Here is a 20,379-nt window from a genome sequence, read left to right on the forward strand (position 1 = left end):
ATCCATGCGCTGGTTGCTGCCCCTGCTCACCGTCTTCACCCTCGCCGCCTGCGGCGGCTCGCCCCAGGTCCGCACCCACGGCCACGTGGACAAGCTCACCACCATCGACCACACCGTCGGCAGCGGCGCCGAGGCGAAGGCCGGCATGGACGTGTTGGTGCACTACACCGGCTGGCTGTACGACGACACCGCCACCGACAAGCACGGTACGAAATTCGACAGCTCACGCGACCACGGCACGCCGTTCAATTTCCAGCTGGGCGCCGGCCGCGTCATCGAAGGCTGGGATCAGGGCGTGGCCGGCATGCGCGTGGGTGGCAAGCGCACCTTGCTGATCCCCGCCGCGCTCGGTTACGGCGCCCAAGGCGCCGGCGGCGACATCCCGCCGAATGCGTCACTGGTGTTCGATGTGGAATTGATCGACGTCAGCAAGCACTGACACCTGTAGGAGCGACTTCAGTCGCGATGCTCTTGAAAGGGATTCGGGATTCGGGATTCGGAAGAGCAAGAGCATCGCGACTGAAGTCGCTCCTACAAGAGCCACCGGTTCCACCCTCCATTCAATCCTCCTGCGCCGCAGCCTCCCGCCCCTGCTGGCGGATGATCGCCTCTTCGCGCGCATCGATGATCGACTGCATCACGCTGTCCACGTCGGCGATGCTTTCGTCGAATTCGAACTGGCCGGTCAACTCGGTGTCGGGGTGCAGTTCGCCCAGCTCGTACAACGCCCACATCTCCTCGCCGTAGTACGTGTCCAGCAATTCCGGCGCAAAGCGCGACAGGCTGATGGTGATGTTGCCCACGTCACGGCGCAGCATGGCGCGCGCCGCGTTGTTGCCCGACGCGCTGACCACCTGCGGCAGGTCGATGATCACCGGACCCTCCGGGCCCACCAGCACGTTGTATTCGGACAGGTCGCCGTGGATCAGGCCGATGCACAGCATGCGCGCCACCTGTTGCATCAGGAAGCGGTGGTAGTCGCGCGCCGTGTCGGCCGACAATTCCACCTCGCCCAGTCGCGGTGCCGAATAACCGTCCGCGTCGGTGACCAGCTCCATCACCAGCACGCCGCTGAAATAACCGAACGGCCGCGGCACCCGCACGCCGGCGGCGGTGAGCTGGTACAGCGCGTCGACCTCGGCGTTCTTCCAGTTCTCCTCCATCTCCTTGCGGCCGAACTTGCTGGCCTTGCCGATCGCGCGCGCCTGGCGGCTGCCGCGCACCTTGCGGCCCTCCTGGTATTGCACGCGCGCCTGGAAACTGCGCTGCCCCATGTCCTTGTAGACCTTGGCGCAACGCGTTTCATCGCCGCAGCGCACCACGTAAACGGAGGCCTCCTTGCCGCTCTTGAGCGGGCGGAGCACCTGGTCGATCACGCCTTCCTCGATCAATGTCTGCAGGCCCTGGGGTGTCTTCATGCGTTGGAAAGCTTCAAGTCGTCGTGGAAAGGTCGCGATTATGGCCGATCGGATGTTGCTATTTGTTCGACGCGCACACGGCGGCGATCTCGAACGAGCGCCGGCGGGCGGCGTGGTCGAACACGTTCGCGGTGATCAGCACCTCGTCCGGCCGATGCCGCTCGATGAATGCGTCGATGCCTTGCCGCACGGTCGCCTCGTCGCCCACCACCGCGCAGGCCAGCGCGCGCTCCACGCCGATCTTCTCCACCGGCGACCAGTAGGTCTCGATGTCGTCGATCGGCGGCGGGATCAGCCCCGGCCGGCCGCGACGCAGATTGATGAAACTTTGTTGCTGGGTGGTGAACAGCCGCCGCGCCTCGGCATCGCTGTCGGCCGCCACCACGTTCAGGCCCAGCATGGCGTACGGCTGTTGCAGCCGCGCCGACGGCCGGAAATCGCGACGGTACAGCGCCAGCGCCTCGTCCATCGCATCGGGCGCGAAATGCGAGGCGAACGCGAACGGCAGGCCCAACGCCGCCGACAACTTGGCGCTGAACAGGCTGGAACCCAGCAGCCACACCGGCACGTCGATGCCGGCGCCAGGCACCGCGCGCACCGGCTGGCCGGGCGTGGCGGGTTCGAAATAGCCGAGCAGTTCCATCACGTCCTGCGGAAACGCATCGGCGCTGTCGAAATAGCGGCGCAAGGCTTTCGCGGTGGGCTGGTCGGTGCCCGGCGCGCGGCCCAGCCCCAGGTCGATGCGGCCCGGATACAGCGACGCCAGCGTGCCGAACTGCTCGGCCACCTGCAGCGGCGCATGGTTCGGCAGCATGATGCCGCCGGCGCCCACGCGGATGGTCGAGGTGCCGCCGGCCACGTGTCCGATCAACACCGCCGTCGCCGCACTGGCGATGCCGGGCATGTTGTGGTGCTCGGCCAGCCAGTAGCGGCGGTAGCCGAGCCGCTCGGCCAGCTGCGCCAGATCCAGCGTGTTGCGGAACGCCTGCGCGGCATCGCTGCCTTCGGTAACCGGCGCCAGGTCGAGTATCGAGAAAGGGATCATGTGGGGACGTCCGCCATGGTGGAGGTTTCCAATCTGGGGGCGCGCACCGGGAATGCCACCGCGGCGGTTTATTTTCGTGCGGTTGCCCACGGATGCCTACAATGGTGGATCCCCCTGCGCTGGCCCTTCCCATGACCGAACCTGTCCGCCTTGCCAAACGGGTCGTCGCCCTGGCGGGTTGCTCGCGCCGCGAGGCGGAGCAATTCATCGAAGGCGGCTGGGTGCGGGTGGACGGCGTGGTGGTGGAAGAGCCGCAGTTCATGGTGGACACACAGACGGTGGTGATCGACCCCGCCGCCCGGCTGGCGCCGCTGGAAGCGGTCACGCTGGTGCTCAACAAACCGGCCGGCATCGACGCCGGGCCGGGACCGGGCGGCGCCGCCACACTGGTCACGCCGGCAACGCGCAGCGCCGACGACGCTTCCGGCGTGCGGCCGCTGAAGCGGCACATGTCCCGCCTCACGGCGCCCCTGTCGTTGCCGACCAAGGCCAGCGGCCTGCTGTTTTTCACCCAGGACTGGCGCGTGGCGCGCAAGCTCACCGAGGACGCCAGCCGGATCGAGCAGGAGTTCGTGGTCGATGTGGATGGCGAGCTGATCGAGAACGGCCTGGCGCTGCTCAACCATGGCCTGCGCTTCAACAACTACGCGATGCCGCCGATCAAGGTCAGCTGGCAAAGCGAACACCGCCTGCGCTTCGCGTTCAAGGGCCTGCAACCGAGCCAGATCGAACCGATGTGCAACGCGGTGGGCCTGAAGGTGGTGGCGATGAAACGGTTGCGCGTGGGCCGTATTTCACTGAGCCGCCTGCCGCCCGGCGAGTGGCGCTACCTGGCGCCGCACGAGCGCATCTGACAGCGGCGCGAGGCGATCGGCATCATCGCCACGACCGCTTCGAAAACGCCAAGCGGCACCGGCTTGGCTTCCACTGCGCCCACCCCTAAACTCCGATCGCGCCGCGCTCGAAGTTTCCGCCGGCGCCCGGATCGGCGCTGCCGCTCCCGTCCAACCTTCCACAGTGCGGAGTTCGACATGAGCAAGGGCATGGATTCAAAGAAAACCGAGAAGAAAAAGCCGGCCAAGACCATGAAGGAAAAAAGGGCGGCCAAGCAGGAAAAGAAGAAAAGCCAGTAACCAGGGCTGAAATCCGGGCAGCAAACCCGCACCATCGCAGGCAGCCGGCTCACCACGGCCGGCTGCGCCAGGCACCGCAGCGGACGATCGGAGTACTCAATTTTTCCGTCGCCCTGCCGTTATCTCCGCAAGTTGTGGGACGCTTGCGTTTTCTCGAAAAGGGACGTTTGCATGGGGAATCTTTGGCAGCGTTTGTTTCGCGGCCAGAAGCCGGTTGCGGGTCGCGTGCGACCCATGGCGACCGGACCCGTGCGGGCGTCCGCGCGGATTCCCGACGATGACGTGGTGGTGGAGCCGGACTTCCCGCTGACTGAAATCGAAGACCGCTTTCACCGTTTCGTACTCGATCTGCCGCCCAGCGAGGCGGGAGAACCCAGTGCTGCCGAGCAGGCCATGCTCAAACGCCTGGACCTGCTCAGCACGCGCTTCGACATGCGCAGCCTGCCGCGCCTGCCCAGCGTGCTGCCGCAACTGCTGCGCACGCTGAAAAACGACAACGCGGCCGGTGGCCAGCTCGCCAAACTCGTGGGCCGCGATCCGCTGATGGTGGGCGAGGTCATGCGGGTCACCAGCAGCTCGTATTACCGCTCCGCCCAGCCGATCAGCAGCCTGCAGCAGGCAGTGGTCCTGCTGGGCCAGGACGGCTTGCGCCGGGTGCTTACGCAATACGTGATGAAACCCATCCTGCAGGCCAATGCCGGCAGTTTCGGCCAGGCTGCCGGCGAGCGCCTGTGGGATCACGCCGAGCGCTGCTCGCACGCGTGCGCATGGCTGGCCCGGCACAACGGCGGCGATACGTTCGAAGCCTACCTGGTCGGCACCATCTGCCACACCGGTACCGGCGCGGTGGTGCGCCTGCTCGACCAGCTGGCGCAGGATTCCGCCCTCACATCGCCCTCGGCGGAGTTCATTGCCAGCTGCAGCGCACTGGCGGCGCGGCTGTCGCTGCAGGCAGCGCAACACTGGGAGCTGCCGCCGCGCGTGGTCGAGGCGATGGCCGATCGCCAGCCCGGCAAGTCAGTCGCCACCAGTTCGCCGCTGGGCAAGACGCTGGCCGCCGCCGATGGCCTGGCGATGGCGCAATTGCTGGGTGAACACGAGCGACTGGATCGCGACGTGGACCTCAGCCACAGCTGGCCCGATGCCTTTGCGCCGGCGCTGCTGGCGCGTTGCCAGCAGGACCTGCGCCGCCATTTCCCCGCGGCCGAGAAGTCGATCTGAGAGCCGCGTCATTCGGCGTGACCGTCAGCGGTGGAGTTCGCGCTCGTCCTCCCGGCTGACGCTCAGTCCGATCAGTCGCGATACCACCAACGCGATATACATCACGCCCACGAACATCTCCAGGCAGGCCAATGCGCGCGCATGCACGGTGATGGGTATGACGTCACCGATGCCGGTGCTCGACATCAGGGCAAAGCTCAGAAACAGCAGTTCGGTCCAACTGCGCGGAGCGGCCGGATTGACCGCGGCGGCAAAGCAGCCCGGCTGCAATACCTGGCAGAGCACGAACAGGTAGGTGAAGCCCCATACAAGCAGGGTGAAAGTGGCGCCGGCGGCGAACATCTCGTCGGTGGTGGCGCGGCGATCGGCCAGCATGTAGGCGATCAGGCAACCGGCCGCATAGAAGTAGAACAGTGCCTCCAGCGCGGCCCACCACGGTTTCAGTGCCGGCATGTCCAGCATCAAACCCATCGCGTTGCACACGACCGCGGGCACGGCGATGGCCACGCTGATCCAGCCCCGGCCGCGGGTCCGCTGCACCATCGAAATAGCCAGTATCAACACCACCACGCCGAAGGCGCCGAACAGCGCGCGTGCCGCACGCGTCTGCTCGATGAACGGATACAGCAGCAACCCGGCCAGCTGCACCAGCAGCAGTGCCGCGGACGGATGACGGATGAGGATGGCGAGCCACCGCAAACGACGCATGCTCCACACGGTATCGCCGTCACTCGTTCGCATGCGTCACCCTTTTGCTCCAAAGGCCGTTTCGAAGACGGCGTTGCCGATATTCAACACGATGGGCCACGACCATCCCCATCGTCGGGATGCCGCGCCTGCCACGCCTCCAGCAACATACGGTAGCGTTCGAGCGACGCCTCGTATACGTCATGGACACAGCGGACGCAGCCTTCGCCACAGCAATCGCCCGGGTCCGGCGCAACGGGCGGAATCGGGGGTGGATCGCTCGGGCCTGCCGGATCGTGCGTCATGGTTTCAGCCCATCGATGGAACGTTTGATGCTCGCATATTCGCGCGTTTCACCGGCACTATCGATGGCGCTTGGAGCTCCCTGGGGCAAAAGGCCGCCGGCTGTCCGATCCAGCGCTGGCAGGCGGAATGAAAGAAAAGAGACGTCCATAAGCATTTCGACCCATGCGTCGCTCCGTCGCAGCGGGAACTGTTCATCTCCGGCCGCACCTCAGTGGGCACCGGTGCTGCAATAGGCTATCGTTCTCCGTGCGTTGCGCGCCGTAGACCCGAGCAGGCGCACGCCAGGGGAAAACCGCGCATGCATGAAATTGCAAGCCAACCGAGCTTCGGCTATTTCACGGCCGCCTTGCTGGCAACGGCAGCCGTGGCGCTGTCGTCGGGCATGCAGTTTCTGGTTATCGGCCTGCGCCATCAGCGTGAACTGATGTACCAGGCGTATGCGGTGTTGTGCATCTGCATCGCCGCCCTCGCCCTCTCCAACGTGCTGCTGGACTGCGCCACGACGCTGGCGCAAGCCACGCTCGCGCTGCGGCTCATGTACGCCTCATCGATTTTCTCGTTCCCGGCCTTCATCGTTTTTGTCAGCACCTACACCCGAAAACCCGTAAGTCGCTTCACCTTCGGCGTGATCCTGATGGTCGCGACAGGCTTCTTCTGGTTCGACCTGCGAGCACCTTACGGACTGCATGCCAGTCTCAGCGCCGGTGCTCCGATGGTGCTTCCATGGGGGGAATCCCTGTTCACGCTGAAGGTGCAGCCATCCGTCGCCAGCCACGCCTTCCACATCCTGACCTACGTGGTTTTCCTCTGGGCGCTGCTGCGTTCGTGGCGGTTTTACCGCGGTGGCCAGGCGCGGCCCGGGCTGCTGTTGGGCATTTGCCTGCTGGTGCAATTCACCGCCATGCTCTGGGGCGATATCGTGATCGATATTTTCGACCAGCCCTACCCCTATCTGGACGCCTTCGCGTTCCTGCCGTTTGTGTTGCTGATGGGCGTTTCGCTGGCCAGCCAGTTGCGCGCCCGCACGCTGCAGTTGGAACAGACCACGCTTGAACTGCGCGCCGAAGCGGAGACGCGGCGCGAAGCCGAGCTGGACCTGCGCCACATCGCCTACCACGATCCGTTGACGGGCTTGCCCAATCGTTCGCGCGCGCTGCATTCACTGGCCGAAATGCTCGCCGACGCCAACCAGTCCGGCCGGCATGGCGCCGTGCTGATGATCGACCTGGACAACTTCAAGACCATCAACGACTCGCTGGGCCACCACGTCGGTGACCGCGTGCTGGAGGCCATCGCCGATTGCCTGCTTGCGGTAGCGCCCGGCGAATCCACCGTGGCCAGGCTCGGGGGCGACGAGTTCCTGGTGCTGCTGGATGCCGGATCGCACGAAGCCATGGATGCGGACGCCACCGCCGCACTCGCCATGGACGTGGCCGAAAGCATGGTGGAACGGCTTTCCGTTCCGCTGCCGATCGACAGCCGCATCCTGGCCATCGGTGCCAGCATCGGCGTCGCGGTTTTCCCCAACGGCGATGCCGAAGCAGCCGACATCGTGCGCTGCGCCGACATCGCGCTGTACCGCGCCAAGGCTGCAGGGCGCAACGGCGCGCGACTGTTTCTGCCGCATATGCAACGGGATGCGGACAACCGCCTGGAACTGGAGCGCGGCCTGCGCACCGCGCTGGAGCGCAACGAGCTGTCGCTGCATTTCCAGCCGCAAGTGAGCATGAGCGGCAAACTGATGGGCGCCGAAGCGCTGCTGCGCTGGCGCCACCCGGAACTGGGCGACGTACCGCCAGACGTCTTCATTCCGGTGGCCGAGGAAACCGGCCTGATCCACGCGCTTGGCAGTTGGGTGATCACGCGCGCCTGCGCGCATATCCAGACCTGGCGCAGCCAGGGCGTGGATTTCGGCGGCCGCCTGGCCGTGAACGTCAGCCCCTGGCAGATTGCCCACCCCCAGTTCGTCGAACACATCCAGGCCATCGTGGTAACTGCCGGCATCGACCCGGAGTGGCTGACGCTGGAGCTTACGGAAAGCGCGCTGCTGAACGATTTCGAGGCGGCGCTGGCCACCCTGCATGCACTCTCGAACATCGGCTTCCGGCTGGCGATGGACGATTTCGGCACCGGCTATTCATCGCTGGCCTATCTGCAGCAATTGCCGTTGGATGAATTGAAGATCGACCGCTCCTTCGTCAGCGCGTTGCAGCCATCGGTTCCCGACCCGTTGGCGGGATTCATCGTGGACATCGGCCGCCGCCTGGGCATGGCCACCATCGCCGAAGGCGTGGAAACGGAACAACAACGCGCGCGGCTGGGCGCCATGGGTTGCGACACGCTGCAGGGTTACCTGATCTGCCGTCCACTCCCCGAAGCGGACTACCTGCGCTGGCTGGCCGCGCGCAAAACCACCGCCAGCGAAAAAAGCACGATCACCTAGAAGCCCGGACGCGCGCCTGCCCGTTTACTTCGCACGCCGCCGGTCCAACATCGCCACTTCGGTGTCGCTCAGGCGACGCCACTGGTTCTTCGGCAGATCGCCCAACGGCAGCGAGCCGATCGCCACGCGGATCAGCCGCAGCACGTCAAACCCCAGCGCCGCCAGCAGACGGCGTATGTGGCGATTGCGGCCCTCATCCAGCATCACCTCCAGCCAGGCGTTCTTTTCACCCTGCCGCAGCACGCTGGCGTGACGCACTTTCAGCCACTCATCGCCGTCCGCGATCCCGGCATGCATGGCGGCCAGGGCAGCCGCATCCGGCTGGCCCGCCACCTGCACGTGATACGTCTTGTCGAGATGGGTGACCGGATCCGTAATGCCGGCCGCCCACGTCGTGTCATTGCTCAGCAACAGCAATCCCTCGCTGGCCTTGTCCAGGCGCCCCACCGGGCCCAGCCAGGGCAAGCCGGCGGCGGCCAGTGCCGTGTAGACCGTGTCGCGGCCGTGCTCGTCGGACGCGCTCACCACCAGGCCGCGCGGCTTGTTGAACATCACATGGACTTTTTCCGCCGATGCCAGCGGCTTGCCGTCGACCGTGATCGGCGGGCCGTCCGGCCGGATGGGAAAGTGCGGATCGCTGACCACGCGCCCGGCCACGCTGACCCGACCGTCGCGAATCCATTGTTCCGCCTGGCTGCGCGAACAAACGCCGGCCTTCGACAATACCCGCGCAAGGCCGTGACGTGGAGTGGCAGCCTTTACGCTGGTGCGGGTGTTGCCGGAAATGGGGGAACGCATCGCGATAGCGTAACGAATACATGCCGCAAACGCCGACCGTGAAGACAAAAAAACCCGGCCGAAGCCGGGTTTTTTCATTCACCGGACTCCGAATGGAGCCCGGCATTTACTGCCACGGTTCGATTACTGCTGAACCTGCAGTTCCGTGCGACGGTTCTGCGCGCGGCCGGCATCGGTCTCGTTGTCACCGATCGGGTTGGTTTCGCCGTGGCCGATCGGGCCTTCCAGACGGCTGGCATCGATGCCATGGCTGGTCAGGTAGTTGTAGACGATCGAGGCGCGACGCTCCGACAGGCTCTGGTTGTAGGCATCCGTACCCACCGAGTCGGTGTAGCCGGCGACGGTGACGTGCACCTGCGGGTAACGCTGCAGGGTGTCGACGGCCTGGTTCAGAACGGCGATCGAATCGGAGCTCGGCTCAGCCAGCGCGCCGGAGATATCGGTCTCGTTCTTCTTCGGGCGATCGAACTTGAAGTTCACGCCACGCAGGTCGATGACGACCTTCTGCGCGCAACCGTCGGGGCCGACGATGGTGCCGGCCGTGGTCGCCGGGCACTTGTCTTCGCAGTCGTTCACGCCGTCGTTGTCGCTGTCCATGGTGGAGCAGTCAGCCACCGGGGCCGGTGCTTCAACCGGGGCCGGAGCCGCGGCCGGTTCGCCAAAGCGCGAAACGATGCTGAAGCCCAGGAACCAGTCACCATAGCCGTCTTCGGCCGGCTGGGACTTGTCATCCCAGTCGTAGCGGTAGCCGGCTTCGATGCGGACATCGGAGCTGTCGGTGATGGTCTTGGACAAACCGCCGCCCAGTTCGGCAGCCGGCGACCAGCCCTTGTCGCCCGCGTTCTGGTGGTAGCTGCCCATGACGCCGGCCAGCACGTACGGACGCCACGAATCCCAGGCGCCAGCGTAGAAACGAACGGCTGCGCCGACCGTGTTGTTGGCCCAGTTGCCGCCGCCATCGACGTCGCGCTTGGTGCGGTCAATGAAAATGTCGATGGACGCATTCGGCGAGATGAAGCGGCCGACACCCAGACCGTAATAAACCTGGCGGCTGTTGGTATTGCGGTCGGTGTCGTTGTAATAGCCACCAACGGTCGGGGCAATGTACCAGCGACCATCATAGTCGGCCGCCGCGGTGGACGAAGAGGCGGTATCAACGGCGCCCGTGGTGTCCTGCGCGTGTACGGCGCCAACGCCGCCCAAAGCCAGCGCAATCAGAAAATACAAGCCCTTACGTTTCATCGGGTGTCTCCTTGTGTGGGATTTTTCGTCCGCTTGACAACATAAATACGGGGATCGAACGAATGGCCAATGACAACGGCTCTTTCACCGATTCGCCGTGCCACGTTCGACGCGAACTTTAGCAAAAAATAAACATACCCGACCGCTTCCGCGACGGCTCGTTCATTTTCCGCTTATGTCGTCTTTACAGTGTGAATAGACCGAGGAAGTCCTGAATCGGCATTTTATCCAGGGCGGCCGCGTCACCGGTTGCCGCCAGGATGGCATTCACCCGGTGCTCGGGCAGATGCCCGCGCAGGGCGGATTCAAACTTCCTCAGCAGCACCGGGATGCCTTCGGCACGGCGGCGGCGATGGCCGATCGGGAAATCGACGGAGACTTTCTCCGTGCTGCTGCCATCCTTGAAGAACACCTGCACGGCATTGCCGATGTAGCGCTTGGCCGGGTCGAAGTAATCACGGGTGAACTGCGGGTTCTCGCTCACCGTCATCTTGTTGCGCAGCGCATCGATCCGCGGGTCGGCGGCCACGTCGTCGCTGTAGTCGCTGGCCACCAGTCGCCCGAAGATCAGCGGCACGGCCACCATGTACTGGATGCAATGATCGCGATCGGCGTAGTTCGCCAGCGGGCCGGTCTTGTCGATGATGCGGCAGCCCGCCTCCTGGGTTTCGATCACGATCCGGTCAATATCGTCCAACCGGCCGGCAACCTGTGCGTGCAGCTGCATGGCGCACTCCACCGCCGTCTGTGCGTGGAACTCGGCGGGGTAACTGATCTTCAGCAGCACGTTTTCCATCACGTAGCTGCCGAACGGGCGCTCGAACTCGAACGGCTTGCCGTTGAACGCCACGTCGTAGTAGCCCCAGGTCTTCGCGCTCAACGCCGACGGATAACCCACCACGCCGCGATGCACCGCGTTGATCGCGTGGGTTACCGCGCGGCGGCAGGCATCGCCGGCGGCCCAGCTCTTGCGCGGGCCGGTGTTGGGCGCGTGCCGGTAGGTACGCAGCGCGCCGTTGTCGATCCAGCTGTGCGAGACCGCCGCGACCACCTGGTCCTTGTTGCCGCCCAGCATCGCCGCAGCCACTGCGGTGGACGCCAGCCGCACCAGGATCACATGGTCCTGCCCCACCCGGTTGAAGCTGTTGAGCAGCGCATAACCGCCCTGGATCTCGTGCGCCTTGATGGCATAACCCAGCACGTCGCGCACGGTCAGCGGCTGGCCGCCCTCACGCACCGCCTGGCGGCTGAGGTAGTCGGCCACCGCCAGGATCGCACCCAGATTGTCGGAAGGATGGCCCCACTCCGCCGCCAGCCAGGTGTCGTTGAAATCCAGCCAGCGAATCTGCGTGCCGATCGCGAACGCCGCCTGCACCGGATCCAGTTCGTGGCTGGTACCGGGCACGCGTGCGCCGCCGGGCAAGCTGGCGCCGGGCACCAGCGGGCCGAGATGCTTCACGCATTCGGGAAATTTCATCGCCAGCATCGCCGTGCCCAGCGAATCGAGCAGGACGTAGCGGGCGGTGTCGTAGGCCTCGGTCGAGTCGATGCGGTAGTCGATCACGTAGTCGGCGATGTCGACCATCGGCTGATCGGGATCGGGACGGATGGCGGAGCGGACGTCGGGCGCACTCATGGGGTCTTCTCGCTAAATCGGAAACCACCATTTTAGCCTGAGCACCCGTCGACCGCTTGCCACGCGGGGGGCACATGGGGACAATGGCCGCTCCCAAAAGGGAGTAGTTCCCGGCGCGGCTTCCCGCATCGGTGCGGTGATCGTCAACACGAGCGACGCTTCGCTCCGGTCATCGCGGCAGCCACGTTGCGAACGAGACTTTTGCGGTGGCTACGGGCCGCGCGCGTCCGTACCCGCTGCATTGTCCGCCGCGCATGGATTGTCCTATGGATTTTTTCACCCCTGATTTCTTCTCCGGCCTGCTGGCCATCGTGCTGCTCGACCTCGTGCTGGCGGGCGACAACGCCATCGTCATCGCGATGGCCGCCAGCCGCCTGCCCAAGGAGTTGCAGAAGAAAGCGGTGTTCTGGGGCACCTTCGGCGCCGTCGCCGTACGTTTCGCCCTGACCGCGGTGGTGGTCTACCTGCTGAAGTTGCCAGGCCTGATGCTGGTCGGCGGCGCGCTGCTGTTGCCGATCGCCTGGAACCTGCTGCGCCACGACGGCGATGAGAGCCACGAGATCAAGGCAGGCCGCACGTTCTGGAGCGCCTTGCGCACGATCATCGTGGCCGACGCGCTGATGGGGCTGGACAACGTGCTGGCGATCGCCGGTGCGTCACGCGGCCACCTGGGCCTGGTGATCATCGGCCTGCTGATCAGCGTGCCACTGGTGGTATGGGGTTCGACCCTGATCCTGAAACTGATCGAGCGCTTCCCGATCATCATGTACGTGGGTGCTGGCGCCATTGCGTTCACCGCCGCGCGCATGATCGGGCACGACCACTGGCTGGCGGGCTGGTTTGCTGCCCACGGCTGGGCGCAATACGCGCTGGACGTGCTGCTGGTTGGCGCGGTTTGCGTGGGCGGCTGGCTGGCGCAACGGCGGCGGGCGGCACGATCCGCGTCCGCATCGAAGGTCGCCACCCACGGCTAGTACGTGGTGGGCAGGCGCACGGTTACGGTGGCGTCGGGCGTGTCGCGGGTAATGCCGACGCCAAGCGCCACGTTCAGCGTGCGCCGGTCGCTGAGGCGATAGGAACCGCCGACCAGCAAGGTGCCCAGCACCGTCTTCGCCGACCCCGCCACCGTCTTGCCGTTCTGCCTGGTCAGGCCCACGAAACTCTGGTCATAGCCCAGGCTGATGGACGCCTTGTCGTTCAGCGCAAAGCCCATGCCCAGGCTGAGATCCACCACGTCACCCACCTCGATCGTGCCCAGCGACTCCCTGTCCCCACCCAGCACGCGGCGGCTAACGCCATGGCGGGCAAAGTTGTGCAGGTAACTGAGGTTGCCGAAAAACACCACCGGGTCGGACGGATACAGCCAGGTCACGCCCGGCTGCAATGAATAGAAACCCGAGCCCGTCGGCAGTTGCAGCGGCATGCCGGTGCCGGTGACGTTCTGGATGCAGCGGTTGACGCAATCGGTGGTGACATCGAACGGATCGCGACCGGTGCGCGATTTGAAACGCAGCCAGCCCACGAAATAGGGTTTGTCGGCGCCACCGTCATTCATCTGATAGCGCGCGGTCGCCTCGATGTCGCCCAGGCCGTGCCCGCTGGAGGTGAACACGCGATCCTCCGCGCTGCCGGTGAATATCTCGCGGCTGGTCGTGTCGGTATGGCTGTGCAGGTACGGCACCCGCAGCTCCAGTTCCATCCGGTTGGTGAGCCCGTAACGCAACGCCAGCGCGCCGGTCTGCGTGGTGGTCCTGACCTGGCGCGCATCGATCAAGCCGATCAGCACGGCGGGGATCACCGTGTAGCCGATCAGGTCGACCCGGTCGGCCGAGGAATAGCCGAACTGGTACGACGGTTCGATCACGAATTTGCCGCGCGGCGTTAGCACCCCGGGCTGCTCGAAGATGGGCGCCACCGCGGGCGGCCCCGGTTCGCGCACGGGCGCGCGGCCAACCGGTTGCGATGCCGCGGCGACGGCCGTTCCAGTTGTCGCCACGCCGGATGTGGCAGCCGTATTTGCGGTGCCCGCAGACTTGTCACCGCTGTCCATACCCATCTCGTGGCGCAACGTGCGGTAATCCGCCTCCTGTGCCGCCAGCGCGCGCTTGAGCTGTTCGATCTGCGCCATCTGGGCGGCCAGCTGGCTGCGCATGGCATCCAGCCGCTCACCCTGCTGGATCACGTTCTGCCTGATGGCGGCGGGCAGCCCATCGGCGGTGGACGATGCCGGTTGCTGGGCATGCGCCATCCCGAGACAGAGCAAGCCGACGCAACCGGCGGCATATTTGCTTCGCGACGATTTCCCTGCCATGCCCTTTCCTCGTGAGCCCAAAAAGCACGTGCGAAGCCGCACCTCACCGCGTCGTCCGCGTCACCACTCAATGCCCCAGCGACTGGATCAACGCGCCCTGCAAGGTGTCGCCCAGGCGCGCGCTGCGAAACTGGTCCAGGTGATCCACCGACGCGTCGATCGTGGTAAGGCTCTGGATGTGCTGGCCGTCGAGGCTGTTCTGGATCACGGTGGCCGTGGCGGCACCCGATGACACCAGTGCCGCGGTGTTGCCCTGCCCGCCCTGCACCACCGTGAGGACGCCATCGACCGCGGCCAGCGCCCGCGCCTGCGCGGGCGACATGTGGCCGATATCGGGTATCGACACGCTCGTGCGGGTGGCCAGATTGCCGTTGATATAAACCACGCGGTCGATGCCGAACGACGCCAGCAAACCGTTGCCGCTGTCGAAGCCGCCGCGCATGGCATCGAGCTGCGCGTTGCCGACCGGAAGCGACCAGGCATCCATGCAGAGCGACCCGCATGCCGTCGCCAGCGGTGCCGCACCGACCATGCCCGCTGCGATCAAACCCAGCGGGAAAAGGCGAAGATGTCGCGCATGTCGCATCCTGGTCATGGTCCGTTCCACACTCAGAGATCGCCGGGGCCACGTTTGGGCAGGGTGATCCGGTCCAGCCCGCGCCGGTCGATGCCGTCGCCCAGCGAGGCCAGCGGCGCGGCGCGCCAATCGTCCGCGCTGTTGAACACAGCCAGGGTGCGGCGGTTGTGAATGACGAAAACCAGCTTGCTCTGCCATGCCGCCTCGAACGTGCTGCGCGCCATTGCCCGGGTACCGCGCGCGGGGTCGCCCACCAGCACGCGACCGTTGCGCAGGCCCTTCACCACCACGAAATGGTGGTAGCCCTTCTCGTTCAACAGCACGATGGCCGGCACGCTGGACAGGCGCAGCTTGTCCAGCGGTACGTGGAACCCGTCGGCCTCGAAACCGTTGGCGTGCAAAAAACGCTTGATGTCCAGCAGCGAGAAGCCTTCACGCCGGATCTTCGCGCGGTCGCCATGGGTGTACATCTGCTCGAACACCCATTGCTCGTCCACCGGGTAGCCGTACTGATACGTCAGCAGGGTGGCGGTGGCCGCGGAGCCGCAACTGAAGTCGAAATGCTGGCGGATGGTGTTCTTGAAACGCGCTTCCTTGAGGCTGGTGAGGTGGAACGTATAGCCGTTGCCCTGGATGCCTGGCACCTCCATCGTGGCCGCCCACGCCGTGCCGAGCAGCAGCATCGATACCGCCAGCAACACCTTGCACCAGTTGCCATGCTTCATGGCTGGAATTGCACGTTGATGATCGTGGCGTTCTGGATCAGCACGTTGTTGCCGCTGTTCTGGATCACCATCGGCACGCCCGCCGCACCCGTGAATGCGCCGCCGGAAATCGTGTTGTAGCCGCTGGCGACGTGATCGGCGCTGTTGTTGTCCACGGTGCCGTGCAGGTGCATGTTTTCCACGACGTCGGTACCGCCACGCATCGTGGCCAGGGTGGCCGGCGTCGCACGTGGTCCGAAGCCGTCGGTGTTGTCCGGCGTGGCCACATGGGCCATACCTGCCGGCGAGGGAGACACCACCGGGGCCGGTGATTGTGCGAGGGCCGCCATCGCCATGGGCGCCAGCAGGCATCCCGGCAATGTGGGCAGAAGAAATCGGCAGCTTCGCATGGCGTCACTCCGTGAATGCTCGGCGCCAGGGCACGGCGCATTACCGTGCCTTGGCCAGGTCAGGGAAAACGCCGTGGAGCATTACTCCACGGCGAGCTTTCCGTTACGGGCCGACGGTGAGGTTGGCCTGCACATTCACGCTTTGCTGCACCAGCGCGGCAGCGCCGCTGTTCTGGGCGATCACCGCGATACCCGCGGCACCCACGGCGGTGCCGTTCATCTGGTTGGACATGTCGAAGCTGCCGGCATCCGCGTAGGACGTGCCGCCGGCACCACCAGCACCGCCGGCCGCACCCATGCCATCGCCGCCGTTGCCGGCACCACCGTTGCCGCCCGCGCCACCGTTGCCGGCGGTATTGCCGCTGGCACCGCTGCCGCCGCCGCTGCCGGTGGCCGCGCCGCTGTCCGAGGTGGCCGCACCACCGGTACCGGCACCGGCCATCCAGCTGTCCGCACCACCCGTCGCGGTACCGCTGTTGCCGCCGGAGAGCATGCCGGAGCTGTCGTTGTTGTTGTCGCCAGCCGCGCCGCTGCTGTTGCCGCCCGCGCCGAGGCTGCCCGCGGCGACACCGCCACTGCTCGCCGATCCGTAGCCACCGGCGCCGCTATGACCCTGCGCATCGCCACCGCGGCCGCCATGGCCGGCATCGCCGCCATTGCCCCTGGCTCCGTAACCGGCACCGCCGGCACCGCCGCGCCCGCCGTCGGCATTGCCCATGTTGTTGGCGGCGTTGCCCACGGTGACACCCACGTTCGAGACCATGCCGCTCAGTTCGCTGTTGGCGGCGACGCGGTTGACGTTGTTGGAGCTGGTCATGTCATGCGAATCGGCGTGGGTGCTGGAGTTGGAGTGGCTGCTGGAGTCGCTGCTGTTTGCCACGTTTTGCAGCACGGCCGCGTTGTCCTGGGCGTTGGAGCCACCACCGTTGTTCTGGGTCTTGTCCGCCATGGCGGGCAAGGTGAGGCCGATACCGAGGCAGATGGCAGTAGCGATAAGTGTCTTGCGCATTGTCGTTCTCCGTTTGAAAGCCTGATCAAGCTCTGGAATCACCCCGGCGGGCCGGGGCCGTTGTCTGCGATGCCAGAGGGGTCGGATCAGGCGCTCACCGGAACGACAGTGCGTTCGGCGATTCCATGACAACCATCAAGACTTGCTGATCCTGGCTACAACCGGCTCGTGTTCGCAGCGTGCGGAATTTGCATAAACGGTGCCGATCAGACGGATCAGATTAATCTCAAAGAAATCATTGATTTGCGGTTAAAACCAGGAGAACGAAACGCTTCCGTTGCGGAAACGGTGTAACACCGGTGATACACCCGCTGCGCATCACCCGTCGGCAGTTAGGCGCACCGATGGCGCCACGGCGGGCTCGGTGTGACCGCCGTGGCGTCAGTGAGTGGTGTATCGAGGTTGTTACAGGTGTATCGCGGCAAGGCGGTGTTGCCGCTGCCGCGGGGCCTCAATCAGGCGTGTGGAAGAGCATCGCGACTGAAGTCGCTCCTACATATACAGCGTCAGCGCTTGTCGATGGGGATATAGCTGCGGTCTTCCGGGCCGGTGTAGTTGGCGCTGGGGCGGATGATCTTGCCGTCCTCGCGTTGCTCGATCACGTGCGCGCTCCAGCCTGAGGTGCGGGCGATCACGAACAGCGGCGTGAACATCGCGGTGGGCACGCCCATCATGCGGTAGGCGCTGGCGGAGAACCAGTCGAGGTTGGGGAACATCTTCTTGATCTCGGCCATCACCGTCTCGATGCGTTCGGAAACATCAAACAAGGTGGGATTGCCGCCCTCGGTGCACAGCCGGCGCGAGATTTCCTTGATGATCTCGTTGCGCGGGTCGGACACCGTGTACACCGGGTGGCCGAAGCCGATCACGATCTCCTTGCGCTCCACGCGGGCGCGGATGTCGGCCTCCGCGTCATCGGCGCTGCGGTAACGGGAGATGATCTCCATCGCCACCTCGTTGGCGCCGCCATGCTTGGGACCGCGCAGCGCGCCGATCGCCCCGGTGATCGCCGAATAGATATCCGAACCGGTGCCGGCGATGACGCGGGCGGCGAAGGTGGACGCGTTGAACTCGTGCTCGGCGTACAGCACCAGCGACTTGTCCAGCGCCTGCGCGTGCAGGTCGCTGGGCTTCTTGCCGTGCAGCAGGTGCAGGAAATGGGCGGCGATGGATTCATCGTCGGTCTCCGTCTCGATGCGCTTGCCGTTGTGGCTGAAGTGGTACCAGTACAGCAGCATCGAGCCGAAGCTGGCCATCAGGCGATCGGCGATGTCGCGCGCGCCGGTGACGTTGTGGTCGTCCTTTTCCGGCAGCACGGTGCCCAACACCGAGCAACCCGTGCGCAACACATCCATCGGATGGGTGGAGGCCGGCAGCAGCTCCATCGCCGCCTTCACCGGCGCCGGCAGGCCGCGCAACCGCTTCAGCCGCTGGCGGTAATTGTTGAGCTCGGTCCAGTTCGGCAACACGCCGTGTACCAGCAGGTATGCCACTTCCTCGAAGTTGCCCTTGGACGCCAGGTCGTGGATGTCGTAGCCGCGGTAATGCAGGTCATTGCCGCTGCGGCCCACCGTGCACAGCGCGGTGTTGCCGGCGGCCACACCGGACAGTGCGACGGATTTCTTGGCCTTGGGCAGGGCTTGCTCGCTCATGGATATCTCCTGTGATGCAGGGAATTCGAACCTTGAAACGTGTGTCCTGCAGGAGCGCACCCTGTGCGCGAAATGCGTCCGTGAAGAGCTTTCGCGCACAGGCTGCGCTCCTGCAGGGGGAGTCAGTTCTTCTGGGAAAACAGCTCGTCCAGCTTGTCCTCGTACGCGTGATAGTCGAGGAAGTCGTACAGCTCCTCGCGCGTTTGCATCGTTGGCACCGCGGCTTTCTGGGTGCCGTCACGAAGCACGGTTTCGTAGAAGTTCAGCGCGGCCTTGTTCATCGCGCGATAGGCGCCGCAGCAATACAGCGCGATATCGACGTTCGCCTCGCGCAGCTCGTCGGTGGTGAAGAACGGCGTGCTGCCGAATTCGGTGAGGTTGGCCAGGATGGGCACTTTCACCGCGGCCTTGAAGCGGCGGTAGTCGTCCAACGTCTTCATCGCCTCGGGGAAGATCATGTCGGCGCCAGCCTCGACATAGGCGCAGGCACGGTCGATCGCCGCGTCGATGCCTTCCACCGCCGCCGCGTCGGTACGCGCCATGATCACGAAGCCGGGCTCGGTGCGCGCGTCCACCGCGGCCTTCACCCGATCGACCATCTCCTCCTTGCTCACCACTTCCTTGCCGGGACGATGGCCGCAACGTTTCTGGCCCACCTGATCCTCCATGTGCACGGCGGCAACGCCGGCCTGCGTGAAACTGCGGATGGTGCGGGCGATGTTGAACGCGCCGCCCCAGCCGGTGTCGATGTCGACCAGCAGCGGCATGCCGGTGGCATCGACGATGCGCCGCGCGTCGATCAGCACGTCTTCCATGCTGCTGATGCCCAGGTCCGGCACGCCCAGCGAATTGGCCGCCACGCCGCCACCGGAGAGGTAAATGGCCTTGAAACCGGTGCGCTGGGCCATGCGCGCCGCGTAGGCCGTGATGGCGCCGACAACCTGCAACGGTTGCTCCTGCGCCACGGCGGCGCGGAATCGCGCGCCGGGGGAAGCTGTCTGTGTCATGGCGCCTCCGTCAAAGCCGCGATTTTAGCCCACCACGTCTGCGCGGCCGTTCTGCAGGGCAACATATCGATAGTCGCAGCCAATCGAAGCGATGCCGACAATCAATTAGATAGATCGCTCGCCACGTCGTATCTTAGGACTCACCTTCACCAACGAGGATGCTCCCGATGTCCCTGATCAACACCGAAATCAAACCATTCAAGGCGCAGGCTCTGAAGAGCGGCAAGTTCATCGAAGTGACCGACGCCGACCTGAAGGGCAAGTGGTCGGTCGTGTTCTTCTACCCCGCCGACTTCACCTTCGTCTGCCCCACCGAGCTCGAGGACCTGGCCGACAACTACGCCGAGTTCCAGAAGCTGGGCGTGGAAATCTACAGCGTCTCCACCGACACCCATTTCGCCCACAAGGCGTGGCACGACACCTCCGACGCGGTGAAGAAGATCAACTACACCATGATCGGTGACCCGACCCACGCGATCTCGCGCAACTTCGACGTGCTGATCGAAGCCGACGGCATCGCCGATCGCGGTACCTTCGTGATCGACCCCGCGGGCAAGATCCAGATCGTCGAGATCAACGCCGGCGGCATCGGCCGCGACGCCGCGGAACTGCTGCGCAAGGTCAAGGCCGCGCAGTACGTCGCCGCCCATCCGAACGAGGTCTGCCCGGCCAAGTGGAAGGAAGGCGAAAAGACCCTGGCGCCGTCGCTGGACCTGGTTGGCAAGATCTGATTCACCGCGCTACCGAAACCGGGCGCTGAAAAGCGCCCGGCTTCACCTC

The 20,379-nt window shown here is 65.2% G+C and carries 20 protein-coding genes; 6 read left to right on the plus strand and 14 right to left on the minus strand.

Annotated features, from left to right (window positions below):
- Positions 1-4: 4 nt before the first annotated feature.
- Complete coding sequence (locus ASD68_RS06785; RefSeq protein ID WP_056080411.1) at positions 5-439, plus strand: FKBP-type peptidyl-prolyl cis-trans isomerase; 435 nt, start codon at positions 5-7, stop codon at positions 437-439.
- Positions 440-560: 121 nt separating this feature from the next.
- On the opposite strand, the gene ASD68_RS06790 is transcribed toward ASD68_RS06785, so the two are convergent.
- Both ASD68_RS06790 and ASD68_RS06795 read right to left on the minus strand, forming a co-directional pair.
- Positions 561-1,418 (minus strand): PA4780 family RIO1-like protein kinase, encoded by an 858-nt coding sequence (locus ASD68_RS06790; RefSeq protein WP_056080414.1) that lies wholly within the window; start codon positions 1,416-1,418, stop codon positions 561-563.
- Between the two features lie 58 nt (positions 1,419-1,476).
- Positions 1,477-2,463 (minus strand): LLM class flavin-dependent oxidoreductase, encoded by a 987-nt coding sequence (locus tag ASD68_RS06795; RefSeq protein ID WP_056604768.1) that lies wholly within the window; start codon positions 2,461-2,463, stop codon positions 1,477-1,479.
- A 131-nt stretch (positions 2,464-2,594) separates the two neighbouring features.
- Between ASD68_RS06795 and ASD68_RS06800 the strand changes: the two genes are divergently transcribed.
- Positions 2,595-3,317 carry an rRNA pseudouridine synthase gene (locus tag ASD68_RS06800; protein WP_056604773.1) on the plus strand — a complete coding sequence of 241 codons (723 nt, stop codon included), beginning with the start codon at positions 2,595-2,597 and terminating at the stop codon, positions 3,315-3,317.
- Between the two features lie 513 nt (positions 3,318-3,830).
- Entirely contained in the window at positions 3,831-4,817 is a 987-nt protein-coding gene (locus tag ASD68_RS06805) for an HDOD domain-containing protein (protein WP_235578651.1), read from the plus strand.
- A gap of 24 nt (positions 4,818-4,841) precedes the next feature.
- On the opposite strand, the gene ASD68_RS06810 is transcribed toward ASD68_RS06805, so the two are convergent.
- Together ASD68_RS06810 and ASD68_RS16575 are read right to left on the minus strand one after the other, a co-directional pair.
- Positions 4,842-5,525, minus strand: a complete 684-nt coding sequence (locus ASD68_RS06810) for an ion channel (RefSeq protein ID WP_056080428.1) — start codon at positions 5,523-5,525, stop codon at positions 4,842-4,844.
- A gap of 83 nt (positions 5,526-5,608) precedes the next feature.
- Positions 5,609-5,809 (minus strand): oxidoreductase-like domain-containing protein, encoded by a 201-nt coding sequence (locus ASD68_RS16575; protein ID WP_082545974.1) that lies wholly within the window; start codon positions 5,807-5,809, stop codon positions 5,609-5,611.
- A gap of 299 nt (positions 5,810-6,108) precedes the next feature.
- Between ASD68_RS16575 and ASD68_RS06815 the strand changes: the two genes are divergently transcribed.
- On the plus strand, positions 6,109-8,253 hold the full coding sequence (locus tag ASD68_RS06815; RefSeq protein WP_056080431.1) for an EAL domain-containing protein: 2,145 nt from the start codon (positions 6,109-6,111) through the stop codon (positions 8,251-8,253).
- A 24-nt stretch (positions 8,254-8,277) separates the two neighbouring features.
- Here the strand turns inward: ASD68_RS06815 and ASD68_RS06820 are convergent, their stop codons facing one another.
- The 3 genes from ASD68_RS06820 to ASD68_RS06830 form a co-directional block, all read right to left on the minus strand.
- A complete protein-coding gene (locus tag ASD68_RS06820; RefSeq protein WP_056604779.1) occupies positions 8,278-9,051 on the minus strand; it encodes a pseudouridine synthase in 774 nt (257 codons plus the stop codon).
- Positions 9,052-9,174: 123 nt separating this feature from the next.
- Positions 9,175-10,293 carry an OmpA family protein gene (locus tag ASD68_RS06825; protein ID WP_056604781.1) on the minus strand — a complete coding sequence of 373 codons (1,119 nt, stop codon included), beginning with the start codon at positions 10,291-10,293 and terminating at the stop codon, positions 9,175-9,177.
- A gap of 184 nt (positions 10,294-10,477) precedes the next feature.
- Entirely contained in the window at positions 10,478-11,929 is a 1,452-nt protein-coding gene (locus ASD68_RS06830; RefSeq protein ID WP_056080440.1) for a bifunctional 2-methylcitrate dehydratase/aconitate hydratase, read from the minus strand.
- A gap of 266 nt (positions 11,930-12,195) precedes the next feature.
- On the opposite strand from ASD68_RS06830, the gene ASD68_RS06835 reads away from it, so the two are divergent.
- Entirely contained in the window at positions 12,196-12,903 is a 708-nt protein-coding gene (locus tag ASD68_RS06835; protein ID WP_056080442.1) for a TerC family protein, read from the plus strand.
- On the opposite strand, the gene ASD68_RS06840 is transcribed toward ASD68_RS06835, so the two are convergent.
- The 7 genes from ASD68_RS06840 to prpB all read right to left on the minus strand — a co-directional run bounded on the left by ASD68_RS06840 (position 12,900) and on the right by prpB (position 19,599).
- A complete protein-coding gene (locus ASD68_RS06840; RefSeq protein WP_056604785.1) occupies positions 12,900-14,240 on the minus strand; it encodes an acetate kinase in 1,341 nt (446 codons plus the stop codon). The genes ASD68_RS06835 and ASD68_RS06840 overlap by 4 nt on opposite strands.
- 67 nt (positions 14,241-14,307) lie before the next feature.
- Positions 14,308-14,835, minus strand: coding sequence for a hypothetical protein (locus ASD68_RS06845; protein WP_156458352.1), 528 nt, complete (start codon positions 14,833-14,835; stop codon positions 14,308-14,310).
- Between the two features lie 14 nt (positions 14,836-14,849).
- Entirely contained in the window at positions 14,850-15,542 is a 693-nt protein-coding gene (locus tag ASD68_RS06850) for a C39 family peptidase (RefSeq protein WP_056604791.1), read from the minus strand.
- Positions 15,539-15,931 carry a hypothetical protein gene (locus ASD68_RS06855; RefSeq protein WP_235578652.1) on the minus strand — a complete coding sequence of 131 codons (393 nt, stop codon included), beginning with the start codon at positions 15,929-15,931 and terminating at the stop codon, positions 15,539-15,541. The genes ASD68_RS06850 and ASD68_RS06855 overlap by 4 nt, the downstream gene beginning before the upstream one ends.
- Before the next feature lie 103 nt (positions 15,932-16,034).
- Positions 16,035-16,940 carry a hypothetical protein gene (locus ASD68_RS06860; protein WP_056604797.1) on the minus strand — a complete coding sequence of 302 codons (906 nt, stop codon included), beginning with the start codon at positions 16,938-16,940 and terminating at the stop codon, positions 16,035-16,037.
- A 506-nt stretch (positions 16,941-17,446) separates the two neighbouring features.
- Entirely contained in the window at positions 17,447-18,592 is a 1,146-nt protein-coding gene (prpC, locus tag ASD68_RS06865; RefSeq protein ID WP_056080455.1) for a 2-methylcitrate synthase, read from the minus strand.
- A gap of 122 nt (positions 18,593-18,714) precedes the next feature.
- Positions 18,715-19,599, minus strand: a complete 885-nt coding sequence (gene prpB, locus ASD68_RS06870; protein WP_056080458.1) for a methylisocitrate lyase — start codon at positions 19,597-19,599, stop codon at positions 18,715-18,717.
- Positions 19,600-19,766: 167 nt separating this feature from the next.
- Between prpB and ahpC the strand changes: the two genes are divergently transcribed.
- Positions 19,767-20,330 (plus strand): alkyl hydroperoxide reductase subunit C, encoded by a 564-nt coding sequence (gene ahpC, locus ASD68_RS06875; RefSeq protein ID WP_056080462.1) that lies wholly within the window; start codon positions 19,767-19,769, stop codon positions 20,328-20,330.
- Positions 20,331-20,379: the final 49 nt, after the last annotated feature.

The sequence above is a fragment of the Rhodanobacter sp. Root627 genome (assembly GCF_001427835.1).
GTDB lineage: Bacteria > Pseudomonadota > Gammaproteobacteria > Xanthomonadales > Rhodanobacteraceae > Rhodanobacter > Rhodanobacter ginsenosidimutans.

Bases quoted from the DNA above. Each gene is read 5' to 3' on its own strand.
- ASD68_RS06785 (WP_056080411.1), top strand. From the start codon at position 5: ATGCGCTGGTTGCTGCCCCTGCTCACCGTCTTCACCCTCGCCGCCTGC.
- ASD68_RS06790 (WP_056080414.1), bottom strand. From the start codon at position 1,418: ATGAAGACACCCCAGGGCCTGCAGACATTGATCGAGGAAGGCGTGATC.
- ASD68_RS06795 (WP_056604768.1), bottom strand. From the start codon at position 2,463: ATGATCCCTTTCTCGATACTCGACCTGGCGCCGGTTACCGAAGGCAGC.
- ASD68_RS06800 (WP_056604773.1), top strand. From the start codon at position 2,595: ATGACCGAACCTGTCCGCCTTGCCAAACGGGTCGTCGCCCTGGCGGGT.
- ASD68_RS06805 (WP_235578651.1), top strand. From the start codon at position 3,831: ATGGCGACCGGACCCGTGCGGGCGTCCGCGCGGATTCCCGACGATGAC.
- ASD68_RS06810 (WP_056080428.1), bottom strand. From the start codon at position 5,525: ATGCGTCGTTTGCGGTGGCTCGCCATCCTCATCCGTCATCCGTCCGCG.
- ASD68_RS16575 (WP_082545974.1), bottom strand. From the start codon at position 5,809: ATGACGCACGATCCGGCAGGCCCGAGCGATCCACCCCCGATTCCGCCC.
- ASD68_RS06815 (WP_056080431.1), top strand. From the start codon at position 6,109: ATGCATGAAATTGCAAGCCAACCGAGCTTCGGCTATTTCACGGCCGCC.
- ASD68_RS06820 (WP_056604779.1), bottom strand. From the start codon at position 9,051: ATGCGTTCCCCCATTTCCGGCAACACCCGCACCAGCGTAAAGGCTGCC.
- ASD68_RS06825 (WP_056604781.1), bottom strand. From the start codon at position 10,293: ATGAAACGTAAGGGCTTGTATTTTCTGATTGCGCTGGCTTTGGGCGGC.
- ASD68_RS06830 (WP_056080440.1), bottom strand. From the start codon at position 11,929: ATGAGTGCGCCCGACGTCCGCTCCGCCATCCGTCCCGATCCCGATCAG.
- ASD68_RS06835 (WP_056080442.1), top strand. From the start codon at position 12,196: ATGGATTTTTTCACCCCTGATTTCTTCTCCGGCCTGCTGGCCATCGTG.
- ASD68_RS06840 (WP_056604785.1), bottom strand. From the start codon at position 14,240: ATGGCAGGGAAATCGTCGCGAAGCAAATATGCCGCCGGTTGCGTCGGC.
- ASD68_RS06845 (WP_156458352.1), bottom strand. From the start codon at position 14,835: ATGACCAGGATGCGACATGCGCGACATCTTCGCCTTTTCCCGCTGGGT.
- ASD68_RS06850 (WP_056604791.1), bottom strand. From the start codon at position 15,542: ATGAAGCATGGCAACTGGTGCAAGGTGTTGCTGGCGGTATCGATGCTG.
- ASD68_RS06855 (WP_235578652.1), bottom strand. From the start codon at position 15,931: ATGCGAAGCTGCCGATTTCTTCTGCCCACATTGCCGGGATGCCTGCTG.
- ASD68_RS06860 (WP_056604797.1), bottom strand. From the start codon at position 16,940: ATGCGCAAGACACTTATCGCTACTGCCATCTGCCTCGGTATCGGCCTC.
- prpC (WP_056080455.1), bottom strand. From the start codon at position 18,592: ATGAGCGAGCAAGCCCTGCCCAAGGCCAAGAAATCCGTCGCACTGTCC.
- prpB (WP_056080458.1), bottom strand. From the start codon at position 19,599: ATGACACAGACAGCTTCCCCCGGCGCGCGATTCCGCGCCGCCGTGGCG.
- ahpC (WP_056080462.1), top strand. From the start codon at position 19,767: ATGTCCCTGATCAACACCGAAATCAAACCATTCAAGGCGCAGGCTCTG.